The following is a 20583-nucleotide window of genomic DNA, read 5'->3' on the forward strand; positions in this document are numbered from 1 at the left end:
AGTGAGCACGATCCGGGCGTCCGTCCGGTGGATCCGGGCGGATCTGCGGGCGCGGCGCGGGCAGGCGCTGCTGACCGTCCTGGCGGTGGCGGGCATCGTCGCCGCGCTCGTCACGGCGGCCACCCTGCTGGAGGACGGGACCAACCCCTGGCGCGGGCTGTTCGAGCGGACCCGGGGCGCGCACGTGTGGATCCACACCGGGGACGCGCCGGACGCGGCGGCCCTGCGGGACCTGCCCGGCGTGGCGGAGGTGGCCGGGCCGTACCGGACGGCGCCCGTGACGCTCACCCTGGACGGCCGCAGGTCGGCGGTCGCGCTGCGCGAGGCCGGCGCCGACCCGGGACCGGTGGCCGCGCCGCTCGTCCGCACGGGGCGGTGGCTGCGCACGGGCGACACCGCCGGGGTGGTCGTGGAGAGCTCCTTCGCCGAGGCGCTCGGGCTGCGGGTCGGCGACCCCTTCCCGGTGACCTCGCTCAGCGGCGTCCCCCACCCGCTCACCGTGGTCGGCCTCGCCGGCACCGCCGAGGTCGGCTTCTACCCCGAGTGGACGCCCGGCCTGGCCTGGACCCTGCCGGCGACCCTCACCGGGATCGAACCGGCCGCCGGGCGGAGCGAGTCGGTCACCGGACTCCGGCTGGCCGACGGCGAGGACACGCTGCCTGCCGTGCACGGCGCCGTCACCCTGCTCGACGAGCAGATCCGGCGCATGTCCACCTGGCGGGAGATCCGCGCCTCCATGGAGCTGGACAACCGGCTGCTCGGCCTGCTGCTGGGGCTGTTCGGCGCCGTCGGGCTGGTCGCCGCCGCGCTGGCCGTCGCCAACGCGGTCGGCGGCCGGGTGCTCACCCAGACGCGCGACATCGCCACCCTCAAGTCCCTCGGCTACACCCGGCGCCAGATCGTCGCCCTGCTCGTGGCCGAGCACGGGGCGCTCGGGCTGGCCGGCGTCGCCGCCGGACTGGCCGGCGGCCTGGCCGCCGCGGCGCTCGCCCTGGACGACCTGCCGTTCCCGCCGCTCTCCCCGCTGCCGCTGCTGGCCATCGCCGGCGGGACCGCCGCGGTGGTCCTGGTCGCGGTGGCGCTGCCCGCCTGGCGGGGCGGGCGCACCCCGCCCATCCCGGCCGCCCCGGCCGCCCCGCCGGGCGGCCGCCTCTCCCGGCTGGCCCGCCTCGCCCTGCTGGTACGGCTCCCGCCCGCGCTCGTCCTGGGCACCCGCGACGCCTTCACCCGCCGGACGCCCGCCTTCCTGAGCATCGTCGGCGTGGCCGTGCCGATGATGATGATCACCATCGGCCTCGGCTGCTGGGCCACCCTCGACGACTTCCTGCGCCACCCCGAACGGGTCGGCCAGGCCGCGGCCCTCACCGTCCGCCCCGGCCGGCTCACGGCCGACGCGGCCGCCCGCATCGCCCGGGCCGATCCGCAGGTGATCGCCGTCCACCCCGGCAGCGAGGTCTCCGCGCTGGAGCCCGAGCAGACCCGCAGCGTGCTGGTCCGCGGGCTCGGCACGTCCGCCGCGCCGTACCCGCTCACGGTCGTCGAGGGGCGGATGTTCGCCGCGCGCGGCGAGGCCGTCGCCGGGCAGGGCCTGCTCGACCTGCTGGGCGCGGAGATCGGCGACCGGGTGCGGATGACGGTCGGCGGCACGCCGCTCATCGTGCGGATCGTCGGGCGGGTGGTGGAGCCCGACCAGGACGGCGAGGTGCTCTCCACCGGCCTGGACACCCTCGCCGCCAAGGACGCGGTGCCGCCCCAGTTCCACCGCCTGGTGCTGGCCCCCGGCGCCGACCCGGAGGCGGTCCGCGCCCGCCTGCTGATCGCCTCGGGCGAGGCCGTGGAGGTGCGCAGGACGGTCAACCCGGCCGAGCGGCTCGCGGTCATCCGGGTGGTGATCGCGGCGCTGACCGTCGTGCTGGCGCTGCTGGCCCTGGCCAACCTGCTGACCGCGAGCGCGCTGGGGCTGCGCGACCACGCGGCGGACCTGGCGGTGCTCAAGGCCATGGGGCTCACCCCGCGGCAGGTGGCGGCGACACTGGTCACCGGGACCGGGCTGCTGGTCGCGCTGGGCGTGGCGGCGGGCACCGCGGCCGGGGCCTCGGTGGCAGGCGGCCTGATCGACCTGCAGGGCCACACCAGCGGCGTCGGCGCGGGCATCGGCCGCGCCCCGTCCGCCTCCGCCCTGGCCGTCACGGTGCTCACGGCGGTCGGCGCGGGCCTGCTGGTGGCGCTGGTCCCGGCGCGCAGGGCGGCGCGGGCCCAGGTGCCGGTGACGGCGAGGTAGGGGCATCGACCCGGACGATGTCTCCGGGCGTTGCCCCGTTCTGGGCCGCCAGAGCGTTCCATGACCCCGCTGCCGGTGCCAGCGCCGGCGCGGCGAAGCTCTGGATGCCTTCTGCGGGCTTATGCCTTCGTCATCACGGCGAGGACGTCCTGGGCAAGAGACGGGCTGGAGGCGGCCACGAACTTCTGGTGAACCGCCCCGGCTTTCGTGGAGGTCCTGCTTCACATCACAAGGACCCATACGTCCTATGTCTCACAGCAGTCTGACAGAGAAGGGCTGAGGAAGACAGCGCGCGGCTGTCGCCCTTCGTTCGCCGGCACATCAACGTGATCGGCACCTGCTCCTTCGCCCGGCCCGACCTTGGGCCTGTCGGCGTCCGGCAGCTGCGCAACCCGGATGAGCCGGACTGGGACGAGGACGTCTCGTAGATCGACGTCGCACCGGCGTATTGGAAGCGCGGTGCGCGGCGAAACGACACGCGGTGGAGCAGAATCGAGCCCGACGGCTGGTGGCACCCGAGGTGGGTGAGTCGGGCTCTGAGTTCAGTCGGCGGGGCGGGGCGACCACACCTGTGCCGCCAGGACGGCGCTCGCGCCGAAGAGCGCTACGCCGAGAGGGACGTGGACGGCGAGGTTACCGCTCCCGCCAACCACGAACTGGATGCTGATCAGCACCATCAGGAGCGCACTGGCGGCCAGGTACCGCGCCGATCCGCGGCCCGCCCGCCACACCAGGAGCGCGGCGATGATCTGCAGGACCATCGCGACCGTGACGATGGGGCCCGTGGCGTGGTGCAACTGGCGGCTGCCCTCGTTGGACAGGAGCTGCCCAGCGGTGATCCCCTGCACCAGCAGCGCGGCGGCCAGGAACCCTGTGCTCACCTTCATCAGGCCGAAGAACCGGGGACGCACGGGCCGCTTCGCATGAGCAGAGGAGAGGAGCTTGGTCGGCCTTGACATGGGATCACTCTTCTTGGTGGTCGGGTGCCGGGTGGGTGAGGTGTCGGCTCTCGGCGGCTGTCCGCTCACCAGGTCACCCGCAGCGTGTGCACGCCGTACACGAGGCTGAAGACCCGGAAGTCCACCTGCTCGTACGGATCGGCCAGGGTGAGGCAGGGGAAGCGCCGCAGCAGTGCCGGGAAGGCGATGCGCATCTCCATCCGCGCCAGCGGCGCCCCGAGGCAGTGGTGCACCCCGTGGCCGAAGGCGAGATGACCGGCGGCTCCCCGGGCGATGTCCAGTGTCTCGGGATCGTCGACGAAGGCAGGGTCGCGGTTGGCGGCGGGAAACGAGCAGATCACGAGCGATCCCGCGGGGATGGCATGTCCGGCGATCTCCACATCCGTCGTGGTGGTGCGCGGCGGCAGCGACTGCACGACGGACAGCCAGCGCAACAGCTCCTCGACGGCGGGCTCGGCCTGCGCCGGATCGTCGCGGATCACCGCCAGCTGGTCCGGGTGCCGGAGCAGGGCCAGGGTGCCCAGGCCGAGCATGTTCGAGGTGGTCTCATGCCCGGCCAGCAGCAGAAGTCCCGCGATGCCGATCAGCTCATTGGTACTGAGATCGTGGCCGTGCTCGCGCACCAGCATGCCCAGCATGTCCTCGCCCGGGGCGGCTTGGGCGCGGGCGACCAGGCCGGCCATGTAGGCGCGGTCCTCCCGCTGCACCGCGACGCGCTGTTCCATCGGCAAGGAGGTGTCCAGCAGGCGCACGGAACGGTCGTGGAACTCGGCGCGGTCGGCATGCGGCACGCCCAGCAGCTCGCAGATCACCAGTGACGGCACCGGCAGCGCGAAGTGCTCCACCAGATCGGCCGGCTTGCCGGCCCGCTCCAGATCGTCCAAAGCCGTCTGGACGATCTCGGTGATCCGCGGCTCGAGCCTGCGCATCCGCCGTATCGTGAACTCCGGGGTGAGCATCCGGCGCAACCGCGTGTGCTCGGGCGGGTCGAATCCGATCAGTTGCCCGGCCTGCATCGTGGCCAGCTCGTCGGCGTTCATCTGCCCGGATCCCGGGAACGGTGTCAGGGCGCTGCTGAACCGGGCCGGATCCGCGAGCACCCGGCGAACGTCCTCATAGCGGCAGATCACGTACGCGGGTGCGCCGAACGGCGTCTTCACCCGCACCACACCCTCGCTGTCGCGAGCCCGGGCCAGTTCCTCGACCGGGTTGAGCCCGTTCCTCCGCATGTGCAGCGGCAATTCCGGGGTTTGTGTCATCATCTGTCCTTTCGTGTTCGGTGATCGTGTGGGCCGTCAGGCGCGGGTCTTGGCCAGCAGGTCGATGATCTCGGCGGTGGAGCCGCTCTCGCCGAGGAGCGGGAAGATCCGTTCCACACTGTGGCGATGCGCCTCGGCGTCCCGATCGGCTATGGCGTCCGCCACCAGCGTGACGTTGTAGCCGTGTTCGTAGGCGGCGCGGGCGGTGGACTCCACGCCGATGCTGGTGGCGATCCCGGCCAGCACGACCTGTGTGACGCCGCGGCGGCGTAGCTGCAGGTCGAGGTCGGTGCCGTAGAAGGTGCTCCAGGTGCGCTTGGTCACGGTGATGTCGCCGGGGTGGCCGGTCAGGTCATCGACGATGTGGTCCCAGCCCGCCGGCAGAGGGCCAGGCGGGCGCGGGATCTCGGTGCGTCCTGGCGCGGCATCTGATCCGTCCGCGTTGGCCGTGAGCCGGACCAGGACAACCGGAGCGTCGTGGTGGTGAAAGGCGTCAGCCAGTTCGACCGCACGGGCCACCACCTCTGAGCCGGTGTAGGGGGTGGTGGGGAGGTCGACGACGAGGTTCTGCAGGTCGATGAGAACGAGTGCGGTCGTTGTGTCGATCGTGGTGACGGGCATGAGTGAGCCCCTTTCTGCGGATGACGTCCGAAGAGGCAGCCACTGAGTCCCCGAGGGTGAGGCCCGGGGAGCCCTTGTTCTCGGGCTCCGGATGGTGGAGTTCCGAGGACAAGGGCAAGATCGGCTCAGGGCTGGGTGTCGAGCCACTCCTGGAAGGTGGGTCCGGCGAGCTTGGCGTGCGGGCCGGGCAGGAAGGCGCCGTTGGCGGCGAGGTCGGCATCGGGCATGCCGGCCCCGTCGACGCCGACGACCTTGATGCCTCGGCGGGCGCCGAGGAGCTGGGCCGCCTCGGCCATGGTCTCCTTGCGGGGACCGGCGATCTCGGGGATCGGTGTTCCGGGGGCGGCGGGGGCACTGGCCAGGTCGACCAGTTCCTCGGCCACGGTGCGGCAGGCCACGAGTTGGGTGGGCAGGGCCGGGAGGTAGGCGACGTCGCCCTGCTGCCAGTCCAGGAGCTGGCCGACGAACTCGTGGAACTGCGCGGCCCGCAGGATGCGGACGGGGAGCGGGCCGGACAGGAGGAGTTCCTCGTGCACCTTCTTGGCGGCGAGGAAACCGGCGGTGGCCTTGTCGGCGCCGATGATGGACGCCATGGTGATCTGGGCGACCCCCGCCTTCTGACCGTACTCGTGCAGATTGCGGGCCGACGTACGGAAGAACTCCGTCGCCGCCTCCTGGTCGGAGGAGTGCCACGAGGCCACGTCGATGATGACCTCGGCACCGGTGAGGGCCTCGGCGAGGCCCTCACCGGTGATGATGTCCACGCCGGTGGCGCGGGACATCGGCACGACCTGGCGTCCCCTCTCGGTCAGAACGTCGACGACGTGGCGGCCCAGCCGCCCGGTCGCTCCCGCTACCGCGAACGTGGTGATGCTCATGCTGTTGTGCCTTTCTTACGCGCTGTAGTTCTGGCCTGGGGGCATGCCGGGGATCGGCTTGGCGATGAGCGCGGCAGGGGTGAAGAAGCCGATGTGGGCGATCGCCATGATGAGCGACCACATCGCCTTGTCGTCGTAGTGCGCGGACGCCTTGGCGTACAGCTCGTCGGGGACGCGCTCCCCGGACGGGTTCGGGGTGAGGACCGCCTCCACGAGCTCCAGCGCGACCCGTTCGGCGTCAGTGAAATAGGTGGCGTCCCGCCAGGTCGCAACGGCGGTGATGCGCTCCTCTGACTCCCCGATCCTGCGAAGGTTGCCGGTTTCCCTGATGGTGAAGTACGTGCTGCCGAGGAGCTGTCCGGCGCGCAGCTGCAGCAGATGGATGGTGGTCTGCGGAATCGCGCCGTTCTGGAGGGCCTTGTGCAGGCCTTCGCCGACTTCCGCCATCTCGGGGAGGAAGGGGAGGGGGTTGGGCATGCGTGACCGCTGGTCGCTCGTCATGGGCGTGGACATGGGGAAGACTTCCCTTCTCACTCTCAACTCGTCGTAGTGCCGTACGGGTCGTTCGCGCGGCGTCCTGACGACCACGAGACGCCGGCGCCCCGATCCCTGTAACAGCGCGACCATGTGACATAGGCCACCTACCGCGGGTGTTACAAAGCGGTGGGGACCCACGTCTTGTGCGTGTGGCAGTGCTGAGAACGAACAGGCAGGAGCGGGGCATGACCGAGCGGAGCGAACGAAGTGCGGATCCAGCCGAGCCGCTCGATCGTGCCGACCACGTTGACTCCGTGGACTCCGCCACCCAGGCGTTCGTCGCCCACCGCAACCTGCTGTTCACCGTCGCCTACGAGATGCTCGGCTCGGCCGCTGACGCCGAAGACGTCCTGCAGGAGACCTGGCTGCGATGGGTGGACGTCGATCTCGGCACCGTGCGGGAGGACCGCGCCTACCTGGTGCGGATCGTCACCCGGCAGGCGCTGGACCGGCTACGTGTGCTCGGCCGGCGCAAAGAGTCCTACGTCGGGCCGTGGCTGCCCGAGCCGTTGCTCACCGCGCCCGACGTGGCCGAGGACGTCGAGCTCGCTGAGAGCGTCTCGATGGCGATGCTGCTGGTGCTGGAGACGCTGCAACCGATCGAGCGGGCGGTGTTCGTGCTGCGCGAGGTGTTCGATCTGGACTACGACGAGATCGCCGAAGCCGTCGACAAGAGCTCGAACGCGGCACGCCAGATCGCCTACCGGGCGCGCGCACATGTCGCCGCCCGCCGACCCCGCGGCATCGCCTCCCCGGCCGAGACCCGAGCCGCGCTCCAAGCGTTCCAGCGAGCGGTCGAAACCGGCGAGCTGCAGGGCCTGCTCGACGTCCTCGCGCCGGACGTCGTCGCCCTGAGCGACGGCGGCGGAGTCAGGCACGCCCTGCTGCGCCCCGTCGTGGGGATCGACAAAGTCGCTCGCCTGCTGGCCATCGGCTGGTGGAAACGCGACGCGGAACGGTCGGTCGAGTTGGTTCAGATCAATGGCGGTCCCGGGCTGCTCGTACGGGTCGACGGGGAGATCGACGGAGTGGTGGCAGTGCGCGTGGAGCATGGCTACGTCACCGGCGCCTACCATGTGCGTAATCCCGAGAAGTTGTCGCGTGTGGAGCGGGAGACCGCCGTGACCCGCTGAGCTTTGCGAGACCGGCAGCGCGGGAACATGGCGGAGTCGGCAAGACCGAGGAGCAACAAAGGCAACGTAAGAGTGGCGCGATCAGGAGGAAGGCGATGCGCGCCGTGCCCTCCTCGGCGGTATTGATGGGCAGCGGATCGGCCAGCGTGCGCACGCCGGTGCCCCGCTCGGCCAGCTCGTGGACGAGACCGAGGACCTCGCGCAGGTTGCGGCCGAGGCGGTCCAGGGTGTGCAGCACGACGACATCGCCGGGTCGGGCGTAGGTGAGTAGCCGCTTCAGGCCGTCGCGCTCGACGGAGGCGCCGGTCTTCTTGTCCACGAAGATCCGTTCGTCCGGGATCCCTTGCCCCGCCAGGGCGTCGAGCTGTCGATCCAGGGGCTGCTTCGTCGTCGAGACACGGGCATAGCCCAGATCCAGGACATTGCTGGGATGTTCGCTATTACCCACCGAATCGTAACTAAATTCGTCTCCGTACGCTCATTCTGAAACGGTCTTTGTGGAACGACTTCAGGAACGCATCACTTCCCGGAATGTATGATTTCGCGAGTCGATCGATCACCTTGCTCCCGCCGTTCCACTTCCCGGGAAGTGGAACGGCGGCACCTCTCGCGTGATCTTCCCGTGCGGATATGACTGACCAGCGAAAACGCTTCGCCGAGTCGTATCCGAACGAAAAGTCACGGTAAGCCGCCCTACGGAGCCCGCTTAGCGGGCTTTTCGTTCCGACGCTCGCCGTGCCCCGGACACGGCGACGGCGACCGACCCGCCATGCTGTCTTCTACCGGCGGGCGTCACCTCATGTAGCCGTCCTCCATCGACATCGTCGCCTCGCCGCCGACCACGCGCAGGCCCGCGGCGACACGCCGGGCCAGCACCGCAGGCACCGGCGTCGGGACCTGTTCCGGTGATGCGAAGACCCACCCGGCCAGTTCGTCTTCCTGCAGTCGGATCGCGGCGATCTCCTGCTCGTCCAGGACACCGCCGTCGTACATGAAGATCATCCCGTCGTGCGGCCAACCAGGCCGCGGCGGAACCCAGTCCACCACCGGCAGCCGGCCCACCGGCCGCTCCGACCCGAGACCCTCCGCGACTTCCCGGCGGGCCGCCGCCTGCGGCGACCCGTCCTGATCGATGGAGCCGCCGGGCATCTCGAACTCGGGCTTGTAGACCGGATCGACCAGCAGCACACTCGTGCCCATCCACTTGCGGGGAAGGGACGCCGCGTACGGGTCGATGGGGACCGCCAGGGGGTCATCCATTGTCATGAAGCCGACCGTAGCCGGGAGTGCGACCTTCACGAATGGAACATCTGGCATGCGCGGTTCCCGGGCGGAACCGCCCGGGAACCGGACGCCGGGTCAGCGCCGGGACAGGGCGAACCAGTAGAAGCCGTGGCCGGGCAGGGTCAGCAGGTACGGCAGCTCGCCGATGACGGGGAACGGCACCCCGCCGCGCGCCTCGACCGGCGTCATGCCCGCGAAGCGGCGCAGGTCGAGCTGGACCGGCTGCGGGTACTTCGACAGGTTGTTGACGCAGAGCATCACGTCGTCGGCGTCCTCGCGCAGGAAGGTCAGCACCGCCGGGTTGTCCGACCACAGCTCGATGTACTCGCCGGTGCCGAAGACCGGGTGCCGCCGCCGGATCTGCAGCATCTTCCGGGTGAAGTGCAGCAGCGACGACGGGCTCTTCTGCTGCGCCTCGACGTTGACCGCCTGGTAGCCGTAGATCGGGTCCATGACGACCGGCAGGTACAGCCGGCCCGGGTCGGCGGTGGAGAACCCGGCGTTGCGGTCGGGGCTCCACTGCATCGGGGTGCGGACCGCGTCGCGGTCCTCCAGCCAGATGTTGTCGCCCATGCCGATCTCGTCGCCGTAGTACATGACCGGCGAGCCGGGCAGGGAGAGCAGCAGCGCGGTGAACAGCTCGATCTGGTCGCGCTCGTTCTCCAGCAGCGGGGCCAGCCGGCGCCGGATGCCCAGGTAGGCGCGCATGCGCGGGTCCTTGGCGTACTCGGCGTGCATGTAGTCGCGCTCGTCGTCGGTGACCGTCTCCAGGGTCAGCTCGTCGTGGTTGCGCAGGAAGATGCCCCACTGGGCCTTCTCCGGCAGCTTCGGCGTGCGCGACATGATCTCGGAGATCGGCTCGCGGCTGCCCCGCCGCACGGCCATGAAGATGCGCGGCATCAGCGGGAAGTGGAAGGCCATGTGGCACTCGTCGCCGCCGGTGGCCGGGTCGCCGAAGTACTCGACCACGTCCTCGGGCCAGCCGTTGGCCTCGGCCAGCAGCACCCGGTCCGGGTAGAGGCGGTCCACCTCGGCGCGGACCTTCTTCAGGTAGGCGTGGGTCTCCGGCAGGCCGGAGCAGGCGGTGCCCTCCCGTTCGAACAGGTACGGCACGGCGTCCAGCCGGAAGCCGTCGATGCCCAGGTCCAGCCAGAACCGCAGCACCTCCAGCATGGCCTCCTGGACCGCCGGGTTGTCGTAGTTCAGGTCCGGCTGGTGGTGGAAGAAGCGGTGCCAGTAGTACTGCTTGCGGATCGGGTCGTAGGTCCAGTTGGACTCCTCGGCGCCGACGAAGATGATCGGCGCGTCGGGGTAGCGCGACGGGTCGTCCGACCAGACGTAGAAGTCGCCGTAGGGGCCTTCCGGGTCGTGCCGGGAGGCCTGGAACCACGGGTGCCGGTCGCTGGTGTGGTTCATCACCAGGTCGGTGATGATCCTCATCCCCCGCTTGTGGGCCTCCTCCACCAGCTCCACGAAGTCCGCCAGGTCACCGAAGTCCGGCAGGATCTTCATGTAGTCGGAGATGTCGTAGCCGCCGTCGCGCAGCGGCGACTCGTACAGCGGCAGCAGCCACAGGCAGTCCACGCCGAGCCACTGCAGGTAGTCGAGCTTGCCGATCAGGCCGCGCAGGTCGCCGGTGCCGTCGCCGTTGGAGTCGGCGAAGCCCCGCACGAGCACCTCGTAGAAGACCGCGCGCTTGTACCACTGCGGATCCGCCGAGACGAAGTCCTCGGCAACGGATTCCGGGCAAGGGGATGCACTCATCTTGTACTCACTCACCAGGAGAAGGGCAGGACGAAGTCACCGGGTGCCCCGGCTGAACATGTTGTGGTGACCGCGCCGGCGGGAGCCGTCATCCCCACGGGCTCCGTGCCCCCGGCCGGGCCGAATTCGTGGTTCGGTGCCGACCGTTGCAGCGCTAATCTGCGGCGAACACTATCAGCCGATCGCCCCCGCGGAAGCCCGATCAACATCTCTCGCCGCGGCGCCGCGCCGGAAGTCGTGGACAAGCCGCGTAATCACCCTGTCACCTGGTGTTCTCGCCGCGGAAACAGAGCAGGTGAACCCCTCCGGCGTGTCCGGGGCCGCCTCGCCGCGCGAGCCGGGCCGCCGGAGGCCCGGTTGACTCCTGCGGGAGGCGGTCATCGCATTGCGTGACGGAACGCATGCCGATGGTAAAGAGGTATGGCGGTAGTGCTCCATGGATATGGGTCACCATATGAAAACGACCGTCGATACCTCCGATGGCCTGCTGCGTGAGATCCGGCGGCTCGCCCGCCGGGAGGGGACCACACTGAGGGCGCCGGCCGAGGGCCGGACCGCGTGGGCGATCCCCTGGCCGCGCGTCCATGGGTTCTTCTCGATCGCGACCCATCCGCGCCCGCCGTTCGCCGCAGGCGGGGAGCGGGTCAGCCCTCCCAGGGCGGGGTGAGGTCGGCCAGGTGGTCGCCGTGGTCGCCGAGCCAGGCGCCGAACAGGACCAGGCTCCGCACCCAGAACCGGTCGTTCCAGCCGTTGAAGCGGGCCAGCGCGTCCGGGCCCTCGGCGACCACCGCGTGCAGGTGCTCCGACAGCAGCGACGGCACCTGCCGGGCCAGGCGGGTCAGCATCGCGTGGCCGTAGGCGCGGGCGGGCGCGGCGGCCGAGCGGAGCGGGACCCGGCGCAGCGGCTGCTTGACCACGTTGGTCGAGGGCAGCGCGGCCACCCGCGGGTTGGCGGCGTGCAGCAGCTCCCGGTAGAAGCGGCCCCCGTCCTTGCGGGCCACGCCCACCGAGAGGGCGGCGTCGAAGAAGTCCGGGTGCGTGAACGGCGCCGCGAACGACACCTCGGGCCCGACCAGGTTGACCGGCGAGCGGGCGATGCCCCGCGCGGTGCGGGTGTGCAGGACCGACAGGGGCAGCTCGGCCCGGTGGCCGTTGAGCATGGAGGTCGCCTGGGCGAAGGCCGTGCGGACCGAGTCGGAGATCCACTCCGCGGCCCGCTCCGACAGGAACGGCACCGAGGGCGCGCCCAGGGCGAGCGAGCCGAGCAGCGCGGCCTTCCGTTCGGCCTCGGTGGACGCCTCCAGCGCGGCCCCGCTGACCATGAAGTTCTTCAGCAGCGGCCCGCCGGCCAGGCCGTCCACCAGGGTCCGCCCCGCCCGGTGCACCTCCCGGGCGAACGGGGCGTACCAGGCGTGGTGCGGGGTGAGGAACTCCAGTCTGCGGGCGACGGCCAGCGCGTCGGCGGGGTAGGCGGCCGGATCCTGGGGGATGACCCGGTGCCGGACCCCGAGCTCCCGGGTGATCGCCTGGGCGAAGGGGATGTCGGTGTCGGTGCCGTCGTCGGGGCTGGTCGTCCAGGACTCCACGTCCGCACCCCGGGCCACCGCCACCGAGCAGAGCAGCCGCGAGTCGTAGCCGCCGCTGACCGGCACCAGCAGCGGGCGGGAGTCGAACTCCTTGTAGACCTCGTGCAGGATCGACAGCAGCTCCCCGGCGCTCACCCCCGCCTCGTAGGGCTCGGTCCGCAGCCAGCGGGGCAGCCGCCGCTCGGCGGCGATCCGGCCGGAGCGCTTGTCCAGGACCAGCGCGCCGCCGCCGGCCAGCCGCTTGACGCGGGCGTAGGGGGTGTCGTCGCGGAGCGGGAAGGTGAGCTGGACGATCGCCGCCCACGCCTCCCAGTCGACCTCCCGCGGCCCGCGCACCAGCGACAGCAGCGGCTCCAGCAGCGAGGAGAAGTAGACCGCCCCGTCGACGGCCGTGTAGTAGACGTCGACCAGGCCGAGGCCGCCGGCGTGTAGGACGACCCGGTCCCCGTCGTCGATCAGGCCGGGCGTCTCGTAGGTCTCGGCGACGGTGATCCACGGCGCGGACCCGGCCGGCCGGCGCTCGCCCCAGGCGAACGCCCAGGTGCCGGTCTCCGGCTGCCCGGCCGCGGGCCGCGCGCCGTCCCGGGGCGCCGACCGCTCGGGCTCGGACCGCTCGGAGGGGCCGAACTGGCCGGGCCGCTCGGCGCCGGGACGGGTGGAGCGGTGGTAGGGCGGCAGCGGGGAGGAACTGAACAGCGCCGCCTCGGCGGTCCGCAGCGCGGGCCGCACCCGCGGCCCGGCCTCACGCAGGGCGGTCAGGGCCGCCTCGTCGAGCCGGCCGATGCCACCGCAGACGTACGGCCTCACATTGAACGTCGGCCACTGCACCGTGCTGACTCCTCTGTGTCGCGATTGACCAAAGGGTATCCTTTCGCCCGGCTCAGGAATCGGAGGACGACGTGGCGAGCGAGCGACTCGAGAGCACGCGGCAGGCGTTGCGGGAGGCCATGGCCCAGGCGGAGCGGACCGCCGAGCTGGCCCGGTTGCTCGACGCGGCCCAGGCGAGGATCGCCGAGGCCGAGCGGGCGGTCGAGGAGCTGCGGGACGTGCGCGAGCGCCTGGGCGAGGCGGAGGAGAGCCTGGCGCGGGCCCGCGCCACCGAGGAGAGGCTCCGCAAGGAGCTGGCCGAGCAGCGCTACCAGGCCGAGGTGGCCCGCTGGAAGCTCTCGTCGGTGCAGATGGCCCGCTGGTCCCGGCTCGGTGACGCGATCAAGACGGGCAAGACCAACCCGGTACGGCTGGCCCGCGGCCTGCGCGGCGCGGCCAGGCCCGTCAAGCGCCCGGCCGCGCCCAAGCGCCCGCCGGTCCCGCAGCCCTCCTCCCAGGAGGCCCGGCCCGTGCCCGGGGCGGCCTTCCAGGCCACCGCCTCGACCCGGACGCTCGACGGGGTCTCCTTCCGGCTCAAGCCGTTCCGGGTGCCCACCGGGCCGAACACCCGCCCGCACCTGACCGCGGCCGTGGTCGCCGACCCGCACGCCGAGGCGCTGCTGCGCTACGAGTGGCGGCAGACCGCGGGCTTCACCCCCCGCGACTTCGCCCGCGCGCTGGCCGCCGAGGTGCCCCACCTGCTGCTGGTCGAGTCGGTCGGGCAGGGGCCGTGGGCCGAGGAGGTGCGCGGGGCCGGGGAGGGGCTGCGCGCGCTGCTGGCCTGGTGCGCCGAGCGGGGCATCCGCACGGTCTTCTGGCACACCCGGGGCGAGGTCGCCGAGTGGGCCGCCGCGGCCGGATCGTTCGAGCACATCGTCACCGCGCTGCCCGCCTCGGTGCAGGCGTGGGGGACCGCGCTGGCCTCGGCGGAGCCGGTCTCCGGCCGCCGGGAGCCCTCGCTGGGCCTGCTGCCCTTCGCGGTGCAGCCGCGCGTGCACAACCCGCTGCCGCTGGCCTCCGGCCGGTTCGACCGGGTGCTGACCCTGGCGGAGCTGCTGCCGGACCACCTGTCGTACCCGGACGTGCTCACCTCCTACCGGTGGCCGAAGGCCGTGGAGTGCCCGCCCGGCACCGAGCCCTGGCGCCTGGCCGAGCTGGCCGCCTGCGGCACGCCGATCGGCGCCCCGCAGGAGGGGGGCGAGCCCGACCCGCGCCGGGCCCACGCGGCGCTCCGGCAGGCCTACGCCGCCGGCACGATGACCGACCGGGTCGACGACCTGCTCGACGCGATCGGGCTGCCCAGCGCCCGGCCGACCCTCGGCATCTCGGTGATCATGCTCGACCGGGGCGACCCCGACGGGGCGCTGGACCTCGTCGCGCCGCAGCGGGGCGTCGTGCAGCTGGTGCTGCTCTCGCAGGCCGTCACCGACGCCGCCTCCGCCGAGGAGGTGGAGAAGAAGGCCCGCGCGGCGCTGGGCCCGCACGTGGACGTCGCCGTGCGCTCCGCCGACCCCGCCCTCACCACCGGGGCCCTGCTGAACCGGGCGCTGGACCTGTGCGAGGGCGACCTGGTGGCGGTCATGGACGCCCGGGACGCCTACGGCGAGCACTACCTGACCGACCTGGCCCGGGTCTTCACCTTCACCACCGCCGAGATCGCCGGGAAGGCGTGCTACCACGCCCACCTGCGCGACGTCGGCGCGACCGTGCTGCGCAGGCCCGAGGCCGAGTACGCCTACCTGCCCGAGGTGGCCGGGGCCACCCTGCTGGGCCGCCGGACCGCGCTGCGCTCCCTCGGCTTCGCCGACCTGTCCGAGGGCTGGGACGAGGTCCTGATGCGGCAGTGCCGCACCGACGGGGTCAAGGTCTTCTCCGCCGACCGCTACGGCTACGTCTGCCGGCGCGACCACGACGCCGGGCTGCTCGGCTCGGCCCGGCTCGTCGAGTACGGCCCGGCCGAGCCGCACGCCCTCGTCTGACCCGTGACGCGGACCGGTCCGTGACGCCCGGCAGGCTCGCCGAGGTCCTCGGGGCGCCGCCGGCGCCCCGGGGGACGTGGGAGCACGAGGCGCTGTACGTCTCGACGGCCGCGCTGCGCCGCGGGGAGCCGCCCGGGGAGCTGGCGGAGCGGGTGCGCGCGCTGCCGGGGGTCGCGCAGGTCCGGCTGCGGCCCGGGGCCTTCCTGGAGATCGTGGTGGCCGTGCCGGGGGAGCTGGTCGAGGACGTCGGCCCCGCCTCGCCGGTCCGCGCCCCGGTGGACGGGGCCCGGTCGCCGTGGGGAGCGGGCCCGGGGGCCCCGTGGCGGCCGGGGACGTGGGACAACCCCGCCTTCGCCGCCGGGTACGCGCACGTGCGGGCGGTCGCGGTGGCGCGCTGGGCGGCGGAGCTGGGGGTGGCGGGGGAGTTCCGGCCGGAGCTGCTGGCCGGCCGGTGGGACCGGGCGGTGCTGCGGGTGCTGGCGGAGGCGCCGGGCCGGCGGGTGAGCCGCGACCCCGGGTGGGCGGCCTACGCGGAGCGGCTGGCGCTGGCCTACCACGACGCGTTCGAGCGGGCGCCGGCGCTGCCGAAGGGTGACGAGGAGCCCTCGGCGCTGCACACGGCCCGGGTGCGGCTGGCGGGAGCGGTGCGGGAGGTGCTGGCGGAGGCACTGGCGGCACTCGGCGTAACCCCACCCGATAGATTGTGATAAATCAGCTGAAATGCATCCGGGAGGGTGAGTGAGCGGTCCGCGGGACTGGTCCCCGCGGAGGCCCCGCAGGCCAGGGGTGCTCCGGCGGACGCTGCCGGTCGCCCTCGCCTTCGCCGTCGTCCTCGCCGGGCTGGTCCACTTCCGCGACGACCTGCGGGAGCTGGTCGGGACCGCGCCCGGCTCGGGACGCTCGGCCCCGGCCGTGCACCGCCTCTACGAGATGTCCGGCCCCGTCGGCGGCCGCTGCGCGGACCTGCCGGGGGACCTCGACGCCGACGGCGAGGCGGCGCTGCGCGCGCTGGCCGGGTGCCTGGACCGGATGTGGGAGGCCGCGCTGGGGCGGGCGGGCCTCGACTACGAGCCGCCCAGCGAGATGCGGCTGGTCGGCACGCCCGAGGAGGCGGCCTGCGGGATCGACGACTTCGACTGGTCCGGCATCTACTGCTCGGGCGAGCGCGTCGTCAACGTCCTGGTCGAGCGGGGCGGCGAGGAGCGCGAGACCTTCCCGATGATGTTCACCCTCGCCCACGAGTACGCCCACCACGTCCAGCAGATCACCGGGATCGCCGACCAGAGCGGCCCGCAGGTCTTCGACGAGGCGTGGTCGCGCCGCCTGGAGCTGCAGGCCGACTGCCTGGCCGCCGCGACGCTGCGGGACGTGCACCCGTACCTGCTCAACGACCTGCGCCGCTCCGCGGCCGCCCAGTCGGACGCGGTGGAGGAGCAGGCGGCGGCCTACCGCGACTCGCACGGCTCGGGCGCCAGCAGCGCCCGGTGGATGCTGCGCGGGCAGAAGGAGGGCACGATGGCGTCCTGCAACACCTGGAAGGCCCCCGCCGAGGAGGTCTCCTGACCCGCCGGTTCTCCGGTCGACGAACCCCGACAGAACGCCAAAATCTATGGCATAAGTCGCTTTGATCCTGAAAAGTTTGCGGATCCGTGGACGATTCCGTCTCGACAGGTGGGCAGCCGTCTCATCCGGATCGGCGGGTCCGATAGCCTCTTTTGGGTGAGTCGATTCGTCCACCCCGCCGGTGACCGGCACGCCGAGATCCTTCCCGAGGACCGCCCGCCGCAGGCGCCCGCCGACCTCAACACGCTCGATCCGACGATCTGGCCGCGAACGTCCAGCCGCGTCGGCGGCTCGGTCACGATCGGCGGCGTGGACGTCCGGGACCTGGCCGAGCAGTACGGCACGCCGCTCTACGTGGTGGACGAGGAGGACTTCCGCTCCCGCTGCCGCGACTACCGCTCCGCCTTCGCGGGCGGGGAGGTCCACTACGCGGCCAAGGCGTTCCTGTGCCGGGAGGCCGCCCGGTGGATCATGGACGAGGGGCTCGGCCTCGACGTGTGCAGCGGAGGCGAGCTCGCGGTCGCGCTGAGCGTCGGCTTCCCGCCCGAGCGCATCACGATGCACGGCAACAACAAGTCGCTCGCCGAGCTGGAGCGGGCCGTCCAGGTGGGCGTCGGGCACGTCGTGGTCGACTCCTTCGAGGAGATCGCCCGGCTGGGCTTCCTCGCGGACAAGCACGGCGTGCGGCCCAAGGTCATGATCCGCGTCACCGTGGGCGTGGAGGCGCACACCCACGAGTTCATCGCCACCGCCCACGACGACCAGAAGTTCGGCTTCTCGCTGAGCAGCGGCGCGGCGGCCGAGGCCGCCCGACGGATCCTCGCCCTGCCCCAGCTGGAGCTGGTCGGCCTGCACTCCCACATCGGGTCGCAGATCACCGACACCGCCGGCTTCGAGGTGGCCGCGGGCCGCCTGGCCAAGCTCATGGTGCAGATCCAGCAGGAGCACGGGGTCTCCCTGCCCGAGCTCGACCTCGGCGGCGGGTACGGCGTCGCCTACGTCGAGGGCGACGAGGCGCCCGACGTGAAGGAGATCGCCGACAGCCTCCGCGAGATCGTCACCCGGGTGGCGCAGGGCGCGGGGCTGCCCGTCCCCAGGCTCACCGTCGAGCCCGGCCGGTCCATCGCGGCGATCGCGGGCGTGACGCTCTACGAGGTCGGCACGATCAAGGACGTGGAGGGCCTGCGCACCTACGTCAGCGTCGACGGCGGCATGAGCGACAACGTGCGTACCGCCCTGTACGGCGCCGAGTACACCGCCCGCCTGGCCTCCCGGTCCAGCGACGCGGAGCCGATGCTCTCCCGCCTGGTCGGCAAGCACTGCGAGAGCGGCGACATGGTGGTCCGCGACCTGTGGCTCCCGCAGGACCTCGCGCCCGGCGACCTGATCGCGGTGGCCGGCACCGGCGCCTACTGCCGCTCGCTGGCCAGCAACTACAACTACCTCCCCAAGCCGGCCGTGGTCGCGGTCTCCGGCGGGGCGTCCCGTGTGATCGTCCAGCGGGAGACCGAGGACGACTTGCTGAGAGGACAGCTGTGAACCAGGTTTCAGGGAAGAAACTGAAAGTCGCGCTCCTCGGTTGCGGTGTGGTCGGATCCCAGGTGGTCCGGCTGCTGCGCGAGCAGGCCGACGACCTCGCCGCCCGGATCGGCGCCCCGCTGGAGCTGGCGGGCGTGGCCGTACGGCGGCTGGGCCGGGCCCGGGACGTCGACGTGGACCCCGCGCTGCTCACCACCGACGCCGAGGCGCTGGTGACGCGGGACGACGTCGACATCGTCGTCGAGGTGATCGGCGGCCTCGAACCGGCGCGCTCGCTCATCCTCGCCGCGATGCGCGGCGGCAAGTCCGTCGTCACCGCCAACAAGGCGCTGCTGGCCGAGGACGGCGCGACGATCCACGCCGCCGCCCGCGACGGCGGCGCCGACCTGTACTTCGAGGCGGCCGTCGCGGGCGCGATCCCGCTGATCCGGCCGCTGCGCGAGTCCCTGGCCGGAGACCACGTGCGCCGGGTGCTCGGCATCGTCAACGGCACCACCAACTACATCCTCGACAAGATGGACGCCTCCGGCGCCTCGTTCTCCGACGCGCTGGAGGAGGCCCAGGCCCTGGGATACGCCGAGGCCGACCCGACGGCCGACGTCGAGGGCTTCGACGCCGCGGCCAAGGCCGCGATCCTCGCGCAGATCGCCTTCCACAGCCGGGTGACGGCCGCCGACGTGCACCGCGAGGGCATCACCGAGATCACCGCGGCGGACGTGGCCAGTGCCAGGGAGATGGGCTACGTCATCAAGCTGCTGGCGATCTGCGCCCGCTCGGAGGACGGGCGTACCTTCGGCGTCCGGGTGCACCCGGCGATGATCCCCAGGGACCACCCGCTGGCCGGGGTCCGGGAGGCCTACAACGCGGTCTTCGTCGAGGCCGAGTCCGCCGGGCGGCTCATGTTCTACGGCGCGGGCGCCGGCGGCGCGCCGACGGCCAGCGCGGTGCTGGGCGACATCGTGGCCGTGGCCCGCAACCGGCTGTCCGGCGCGCGCGGCCCGGAGGAGTCGACCTACGCGGACCTGACGGTCCACCCGATGGGCGAGACCGTCACCCGCTACCACGTCTCCCTCGACGTCGCCGACAAGCCGGGCGTGCTCGCCAGGGTCGCCGAGATGTTCGCCAAGCAGGACGTCTCCATCCAGACCGTCCGGCAGGAGGGCCTCGGCGCCGACGCCCAGCTCGTCCTGGTCACCCACCGGGCCTCCGACGCCGCCCTCTCGGCGACGATCGAGGGCCTGCGCGAGCTGGACATCGTCCGCGACGTGGTCAGCGTCATGCGGGTGGAGGGCGAGGACGCCTCCTGACCCCGGCCCGAGGCGGCGCGCGGTCCCGCCGTCTCCGGTAAAAGGCGGTTCATCGGCATATAGATCTGTATGGTGCTCTTCTATGCCCCAGGTCTGTTCCCGCCAGGCCGGTCCGGGGGGTTCCCCCGGCCGGCCGGCCGCCTCCCTGCGAAGGATGACCGCCCCGTGAAGACCTCCGCGCGCCTGAAGGCGTCCCTGGCGATCCTGACGGCGCTGGCCCTGCCCGCCCTGTCCGGGGCGCCCGCCGCCGCGGCCGCCCCGAAGAAGCCGGTGAAGCCCCGGACGATCGTCGCCCTCACCTTCGACGACGGAGACGCCACCCACGTGGCGGCCGCCCGCATGCTCCAGCGGCACGGCATGCGGGGGACGTTCTACGTCAACAGCCGGACCATCGGCGACGACGGCAAGCTCACCGAGCGCCAGCTGACCGCGCTCGCCAGGGCCGGCCACGAGATCGGCGGGCACACCCTGAACCACGTCCGGCTCGACGAGCTCCTCCCGGACGAGCAGCGCACCCAGATCTGCGAGGACCGCCGCGCCCTGATGAGGATGGGCCACCGGGTCACCACCCTCGCCTACCCGTTCGGCGCGGTCAACGCCGACGCCGAGCGCACGGCCCGGCTGTGCGGCTACAACGCGGCCCGCACCACCGCCGGCCTGCGGCAGTGGGGCTGCCGCACCTGCCCCGCCGCGGAGACCCTGCCCCCGGCGGACCCCTGGGCGGTCCGCGCGCCGGGCTCGGTCCGCGAGGACACACCGGTGCGCCACCTGAAGCAGCAGGTGCTCAACGCGGAGAAGGCCGGCGGCGGCCTGGTCCCCCTCGTCTTCCACCTCGTCTGCGACGACTGCGGCCTGTACTCGACCACGCCGGAGCGGCTGGAGGAGTTCCTGGGCTGGCTGCAGGCGCGCGGGAGCCGGGGAACGGTGGTCAAGACCATGGCCGAGGCGGTCGGCGGCAAGGTCAGGCCGCTGCCCGCGGGGTGACGGCGCCGCCCGCGCCGGACGCCCGTGCCGCGCCGGGCCCCG

The 20583-nt window shown here is 72.4% G+C and carries 17 protein-coding genes; 8 read left to right on the forward strand and 9 right to left on the reverse strand.

Annotated features, from left to right (window positions below; translation table 11 throughout):
• Position 1 precedes the first annotated feature (1 nt).
• Positions 2 to 2281: an FtsX-like permease family protein gene (locus tag ABD823_RS25785; RefSeq protein ID WP_344863900.1), complete on the forward strand. Its 2280-nt coding sequence runs from the start codon at positions 2 to 4 to the stop codon at positions 2279 to 2281.
• Positions 2282 to 2823: 542 nt separating this feature from the next.
• On the opposite strand, the gene ABD823_RS25790 is transcribed toward ABD823_RS25785, so the two are convergent.
• The 5 genes from ABD823_RS25790 to ABD823_RS25810 all read right to left on the reverse strand — a co-directional run bounded on the left by ABD823_RS25790 (position 2824) and on the right by ABD823_RS25810 (position 6499).
• Entirely contained in the window at positions 2824 to 3192 is a 369-nt protein-coding gene (locus ABD823_RS25790) for a hypothetical protein (RefSeq protein WP_344863902.1), read from the reverse strand.
• 113 nt (positions 3193 to 3305) lie between these two features.
• Positions 3306 to 4499: a cytochrome P450 gene (locus ABD823_RS25795; RefSeq protein ID WP_344863904.1), complete on the reverse strand. Its 1194-nt coding sequence runs from the start codon at positions 4497 to 4499 to the stop codon at positions 3306 to 3308.
• Positions 4500 to 4535: 36 nt separating this feature from the next.
• Complete coding sequence (locus ABD823_RS25800; protein ID WP_344863906.1) at positions 4536 to 5120, reverse strand: isochorismatase family protein; 585 nt, start codon at positions 5118 to 5120, stop codon at positions 4536 to 4538.
• 125 nt (positions 5121 to 5245) lie between these two features.
• Positions 5246 to 5998, reverse strand: coding sequence for an SDR family oxidoreductase (locus ABD823_RS25805; protein ID WP_344863908.1), 753 nt, complete (start codon positions 5996 to 5998; stop codon positions 5246 to 5248).
• Between the two features lie 15 nt (positions 5999 to 6013).
• Positions 6014 to 6499, reverse strand: a complete 486-nt coding sequence (locus tag ABD823_RS25810; protein WP_344863910.1) for a carboxymuconolactone decarboxylase family protein — start codon at positions 6497 to 6499, stop codon at positions 6014 to 6016.
• 221 nt (positions 6500 to 6720) lie between these two features.
• Between ABD823_RS25810 and ABD823_RS25815 the strand changes: the two genes are divergently transcribed.
• Positions 6721 to 7668 carry an RNA polymerase sigma-70 factor gene (locus ABD823_RS25815; protein ID WP_344863912.1) on the forward strand — a complete coding sequence of 316 codons (948 nt, stop codon included), beginning with the start codon at positions 6721 to 6723 and terminating at the stop codon, positions 7666 to 7668.
• Here ABD823_RS25815 and ABD823_RS25820 read toward each other — a convergent pair.
• The 4 genes from ABD823_RS25820 to ABD823_RS25835 all read right to left on the reverse strand — a co-directional run bounded on the left by ABD823_RS25820 (position 7595) and on the right by ABD823_RS25835 (position 13130).
• Positions 7595 to 8116, reverse strand: a complete 522-nt coding sequence (locus ABD823_RS25820) for a recombinase family protein (RefSeq protein ID WP_344863914.1) — start codon at positions 8114 to 8116, stop codon at positions 7595 to 7597. The two genes, ABD823_RS25815 and ABD823_RS25820, sit on opposite strands and share 74 nt — an antisense overlap.
• A 344-nt stretch (positions 8117 to 8460) precedes the next feature.
• Positions 8461 to 8934: an NUDIX domain-containing protein gene (locus ABD823_RS25825; RefSeq protein ID WP_344863916.1), complete on the reverse strand. Its 474-nt coding sequence runs from the start codon at positions 8932 to 8934 to the stop codon at positions 8461 to 8463.
• Between the two features lie 93 nt (positions 8935 to 9027).
• A complete protein-coding gene (gene treS / locus ABD823_RS25830) occupies positions 9028 to 10716 on the reverse strand; it encodes a maltose alpha-D-glucosyltransferase (protein ID WP_344863918.1) in 1689 nt (562 codons plus the stop codon).
• A gap of 644 nt (positions 10717 to 11360) precedes the next feature.
• Positions 11361 to 13130, reverse strand: coding sequence for an asparagine synthetase B family protein (locus ABD823_RS25835; RefSeq protein WP_344863920.1), 1770 nt, complete (start codon positions 13128 to 13130; stop codon positions 11361 to 11363).
• A 71-nt stretch (positions 13131 to 13201) separates the two neighbouring features.
• Here ABD823_RS25835 and ABD823_RS25840 point away from each other — a divergent pair, with 71 nt between their 5' ends.
• The 6 genes from ABD823_RS25840 (at position 13202) to ABD823_RS25865 (ending at position 20541) form a co-directional block, all read left to right on the forward strand.
• Positions 13202 to 15148, forward strand: coding sequence for a hypothetical protein (locus tag ABD823_RS25840; protein ID WP_344863922.1), 1947 nt, complete (start codon positions 13202 to 13204; stop codon positions 15146 to 15148).
• A 20-nt stretch (positions 15149 to 15168) separates the two neighbouring features.
• Positions 15169 to 15855 (forward strand): DALR anticodon-binding domain-containing protein, encoded by a 687-nt coding sequence (locus tag ABD823_RS25845; RefSeq protein WP_344863924.1) that lies wholly within the window; start codon positions 15169 to 15171, stop codon positions 15853 to 15855.
• 31 nt (positions 15856 to 15886) lie between these two features.
• Positions 15887 to 16711 carry a neutral zinc metallopeptidase gene (locus tag ABD823_RS25850; RefSeq protein ID WP_344863926.1) on the forward strand — a complete coding sequence of 275 codons (825 nt, stop codon included), beginning with the start codon at positions 15887 to 15889 and terminating at the stop codon, positions 16709 to 16711.
• Positions 16712 to 16867: 156 nt separating this feature from the next.
• Positions 16868 to 18250: a diaminopimelate decarboxylase gene (gene lysA, locus ABD823_RS25855; protein ID WP_344863928.1), complete on the forward strand. Its 1383-nt coding sequence runs from the start codon at positions 16868 to 16870 to the stop codon at positions 18248 to 18250.
• 20 nt (positions 18251 to 18270) lie between these two features.
• Positions 18271 to 19557, forward strand: a complete 1287-nt coding sequence (locus ABD823_RS25860; RefSeq protein WP_344863944.1) for a homoserine dehydrogenase — start codon at positions 18271 to 18273, stop codon at positions 19555 to 19557.
• Positions 19558 to 19722: 165 nt separating this feature from the next.
• Positions 19723 to 20541, forward strand: coding sequence for a polysaccharide deacetylase family protein (locus tag ABD823_RS25865; RefSeq protein WP_344863930.1), 819 nt, complete (start codon positions 19723 to 19725; stop codon positions 20539 to 20541).
• Positions 20542 to 20583: the final 42 nt, after the last annotated feature.

The sequence above is a fragment of the Planomonospora alba genome, from assembly GCF_039534085.1.
In the GTDB taxonomy this organism is placed as follows: domain Bacteria; phylum Actinomycetota; class Actinomycetes; order Streptosporangiales; family Streptosporangiaceae; genus Planomonospora_B; species Planomonospora_B alba.

Bases quoted from the DNA above. Each gene is read 5' to 3' on its own strand.
- ABD823_RS25795 (WP_344863904.1), bottom strand. From the start codon at position 4,499: ATGACACAAACCCCGGAATTGCCGCTGCACATGCGGAGGAACGGGCTC.
- ABD823_RS25815 (WP_344863912.1), top strand. From the start codon at position 6,721: ATGACCGAGCGGAGCGAACGAAGTGCGGATCCAGCCGAGCCGCTCGAT.
- treS (WP_344863918.1), bottom strand. From the start codon at position 10,716: ATGAGTGCATCCCCTTGCCCGGAATCCGTTGCCGAGGACTTCGTCTCG.
- ABD823_RS25805 (WP_344863908.1), bottom strand. From the start codon at position 5,998: ATGAGCATCACCACGTTCGCGGTAGCGGGAGCGACCGGGCGGCTGGGC.
- ABD823_RS25825 (WP_344863916.1), bottom strand. From the start codon at position 8,934: ATGACAATGGATGACCCCCTGGCGGTCCCCATCGACCCGTACGCGGCG.
- ABD823_RS25800 (WP_344863906.1), bottom strand. From the start codon at position 5,120: ATGCCCGTCACCACGATCGACACAACGACCGCACTCGTTCTCATCGAC.
- ABD823_RS25810 (WP_344863910.1), bottom strand. From the start codon at position 6,499: ATGACGAGCGACCAGCGGTCACGCATGCCCAACCCCCTCCCCTTCCTC.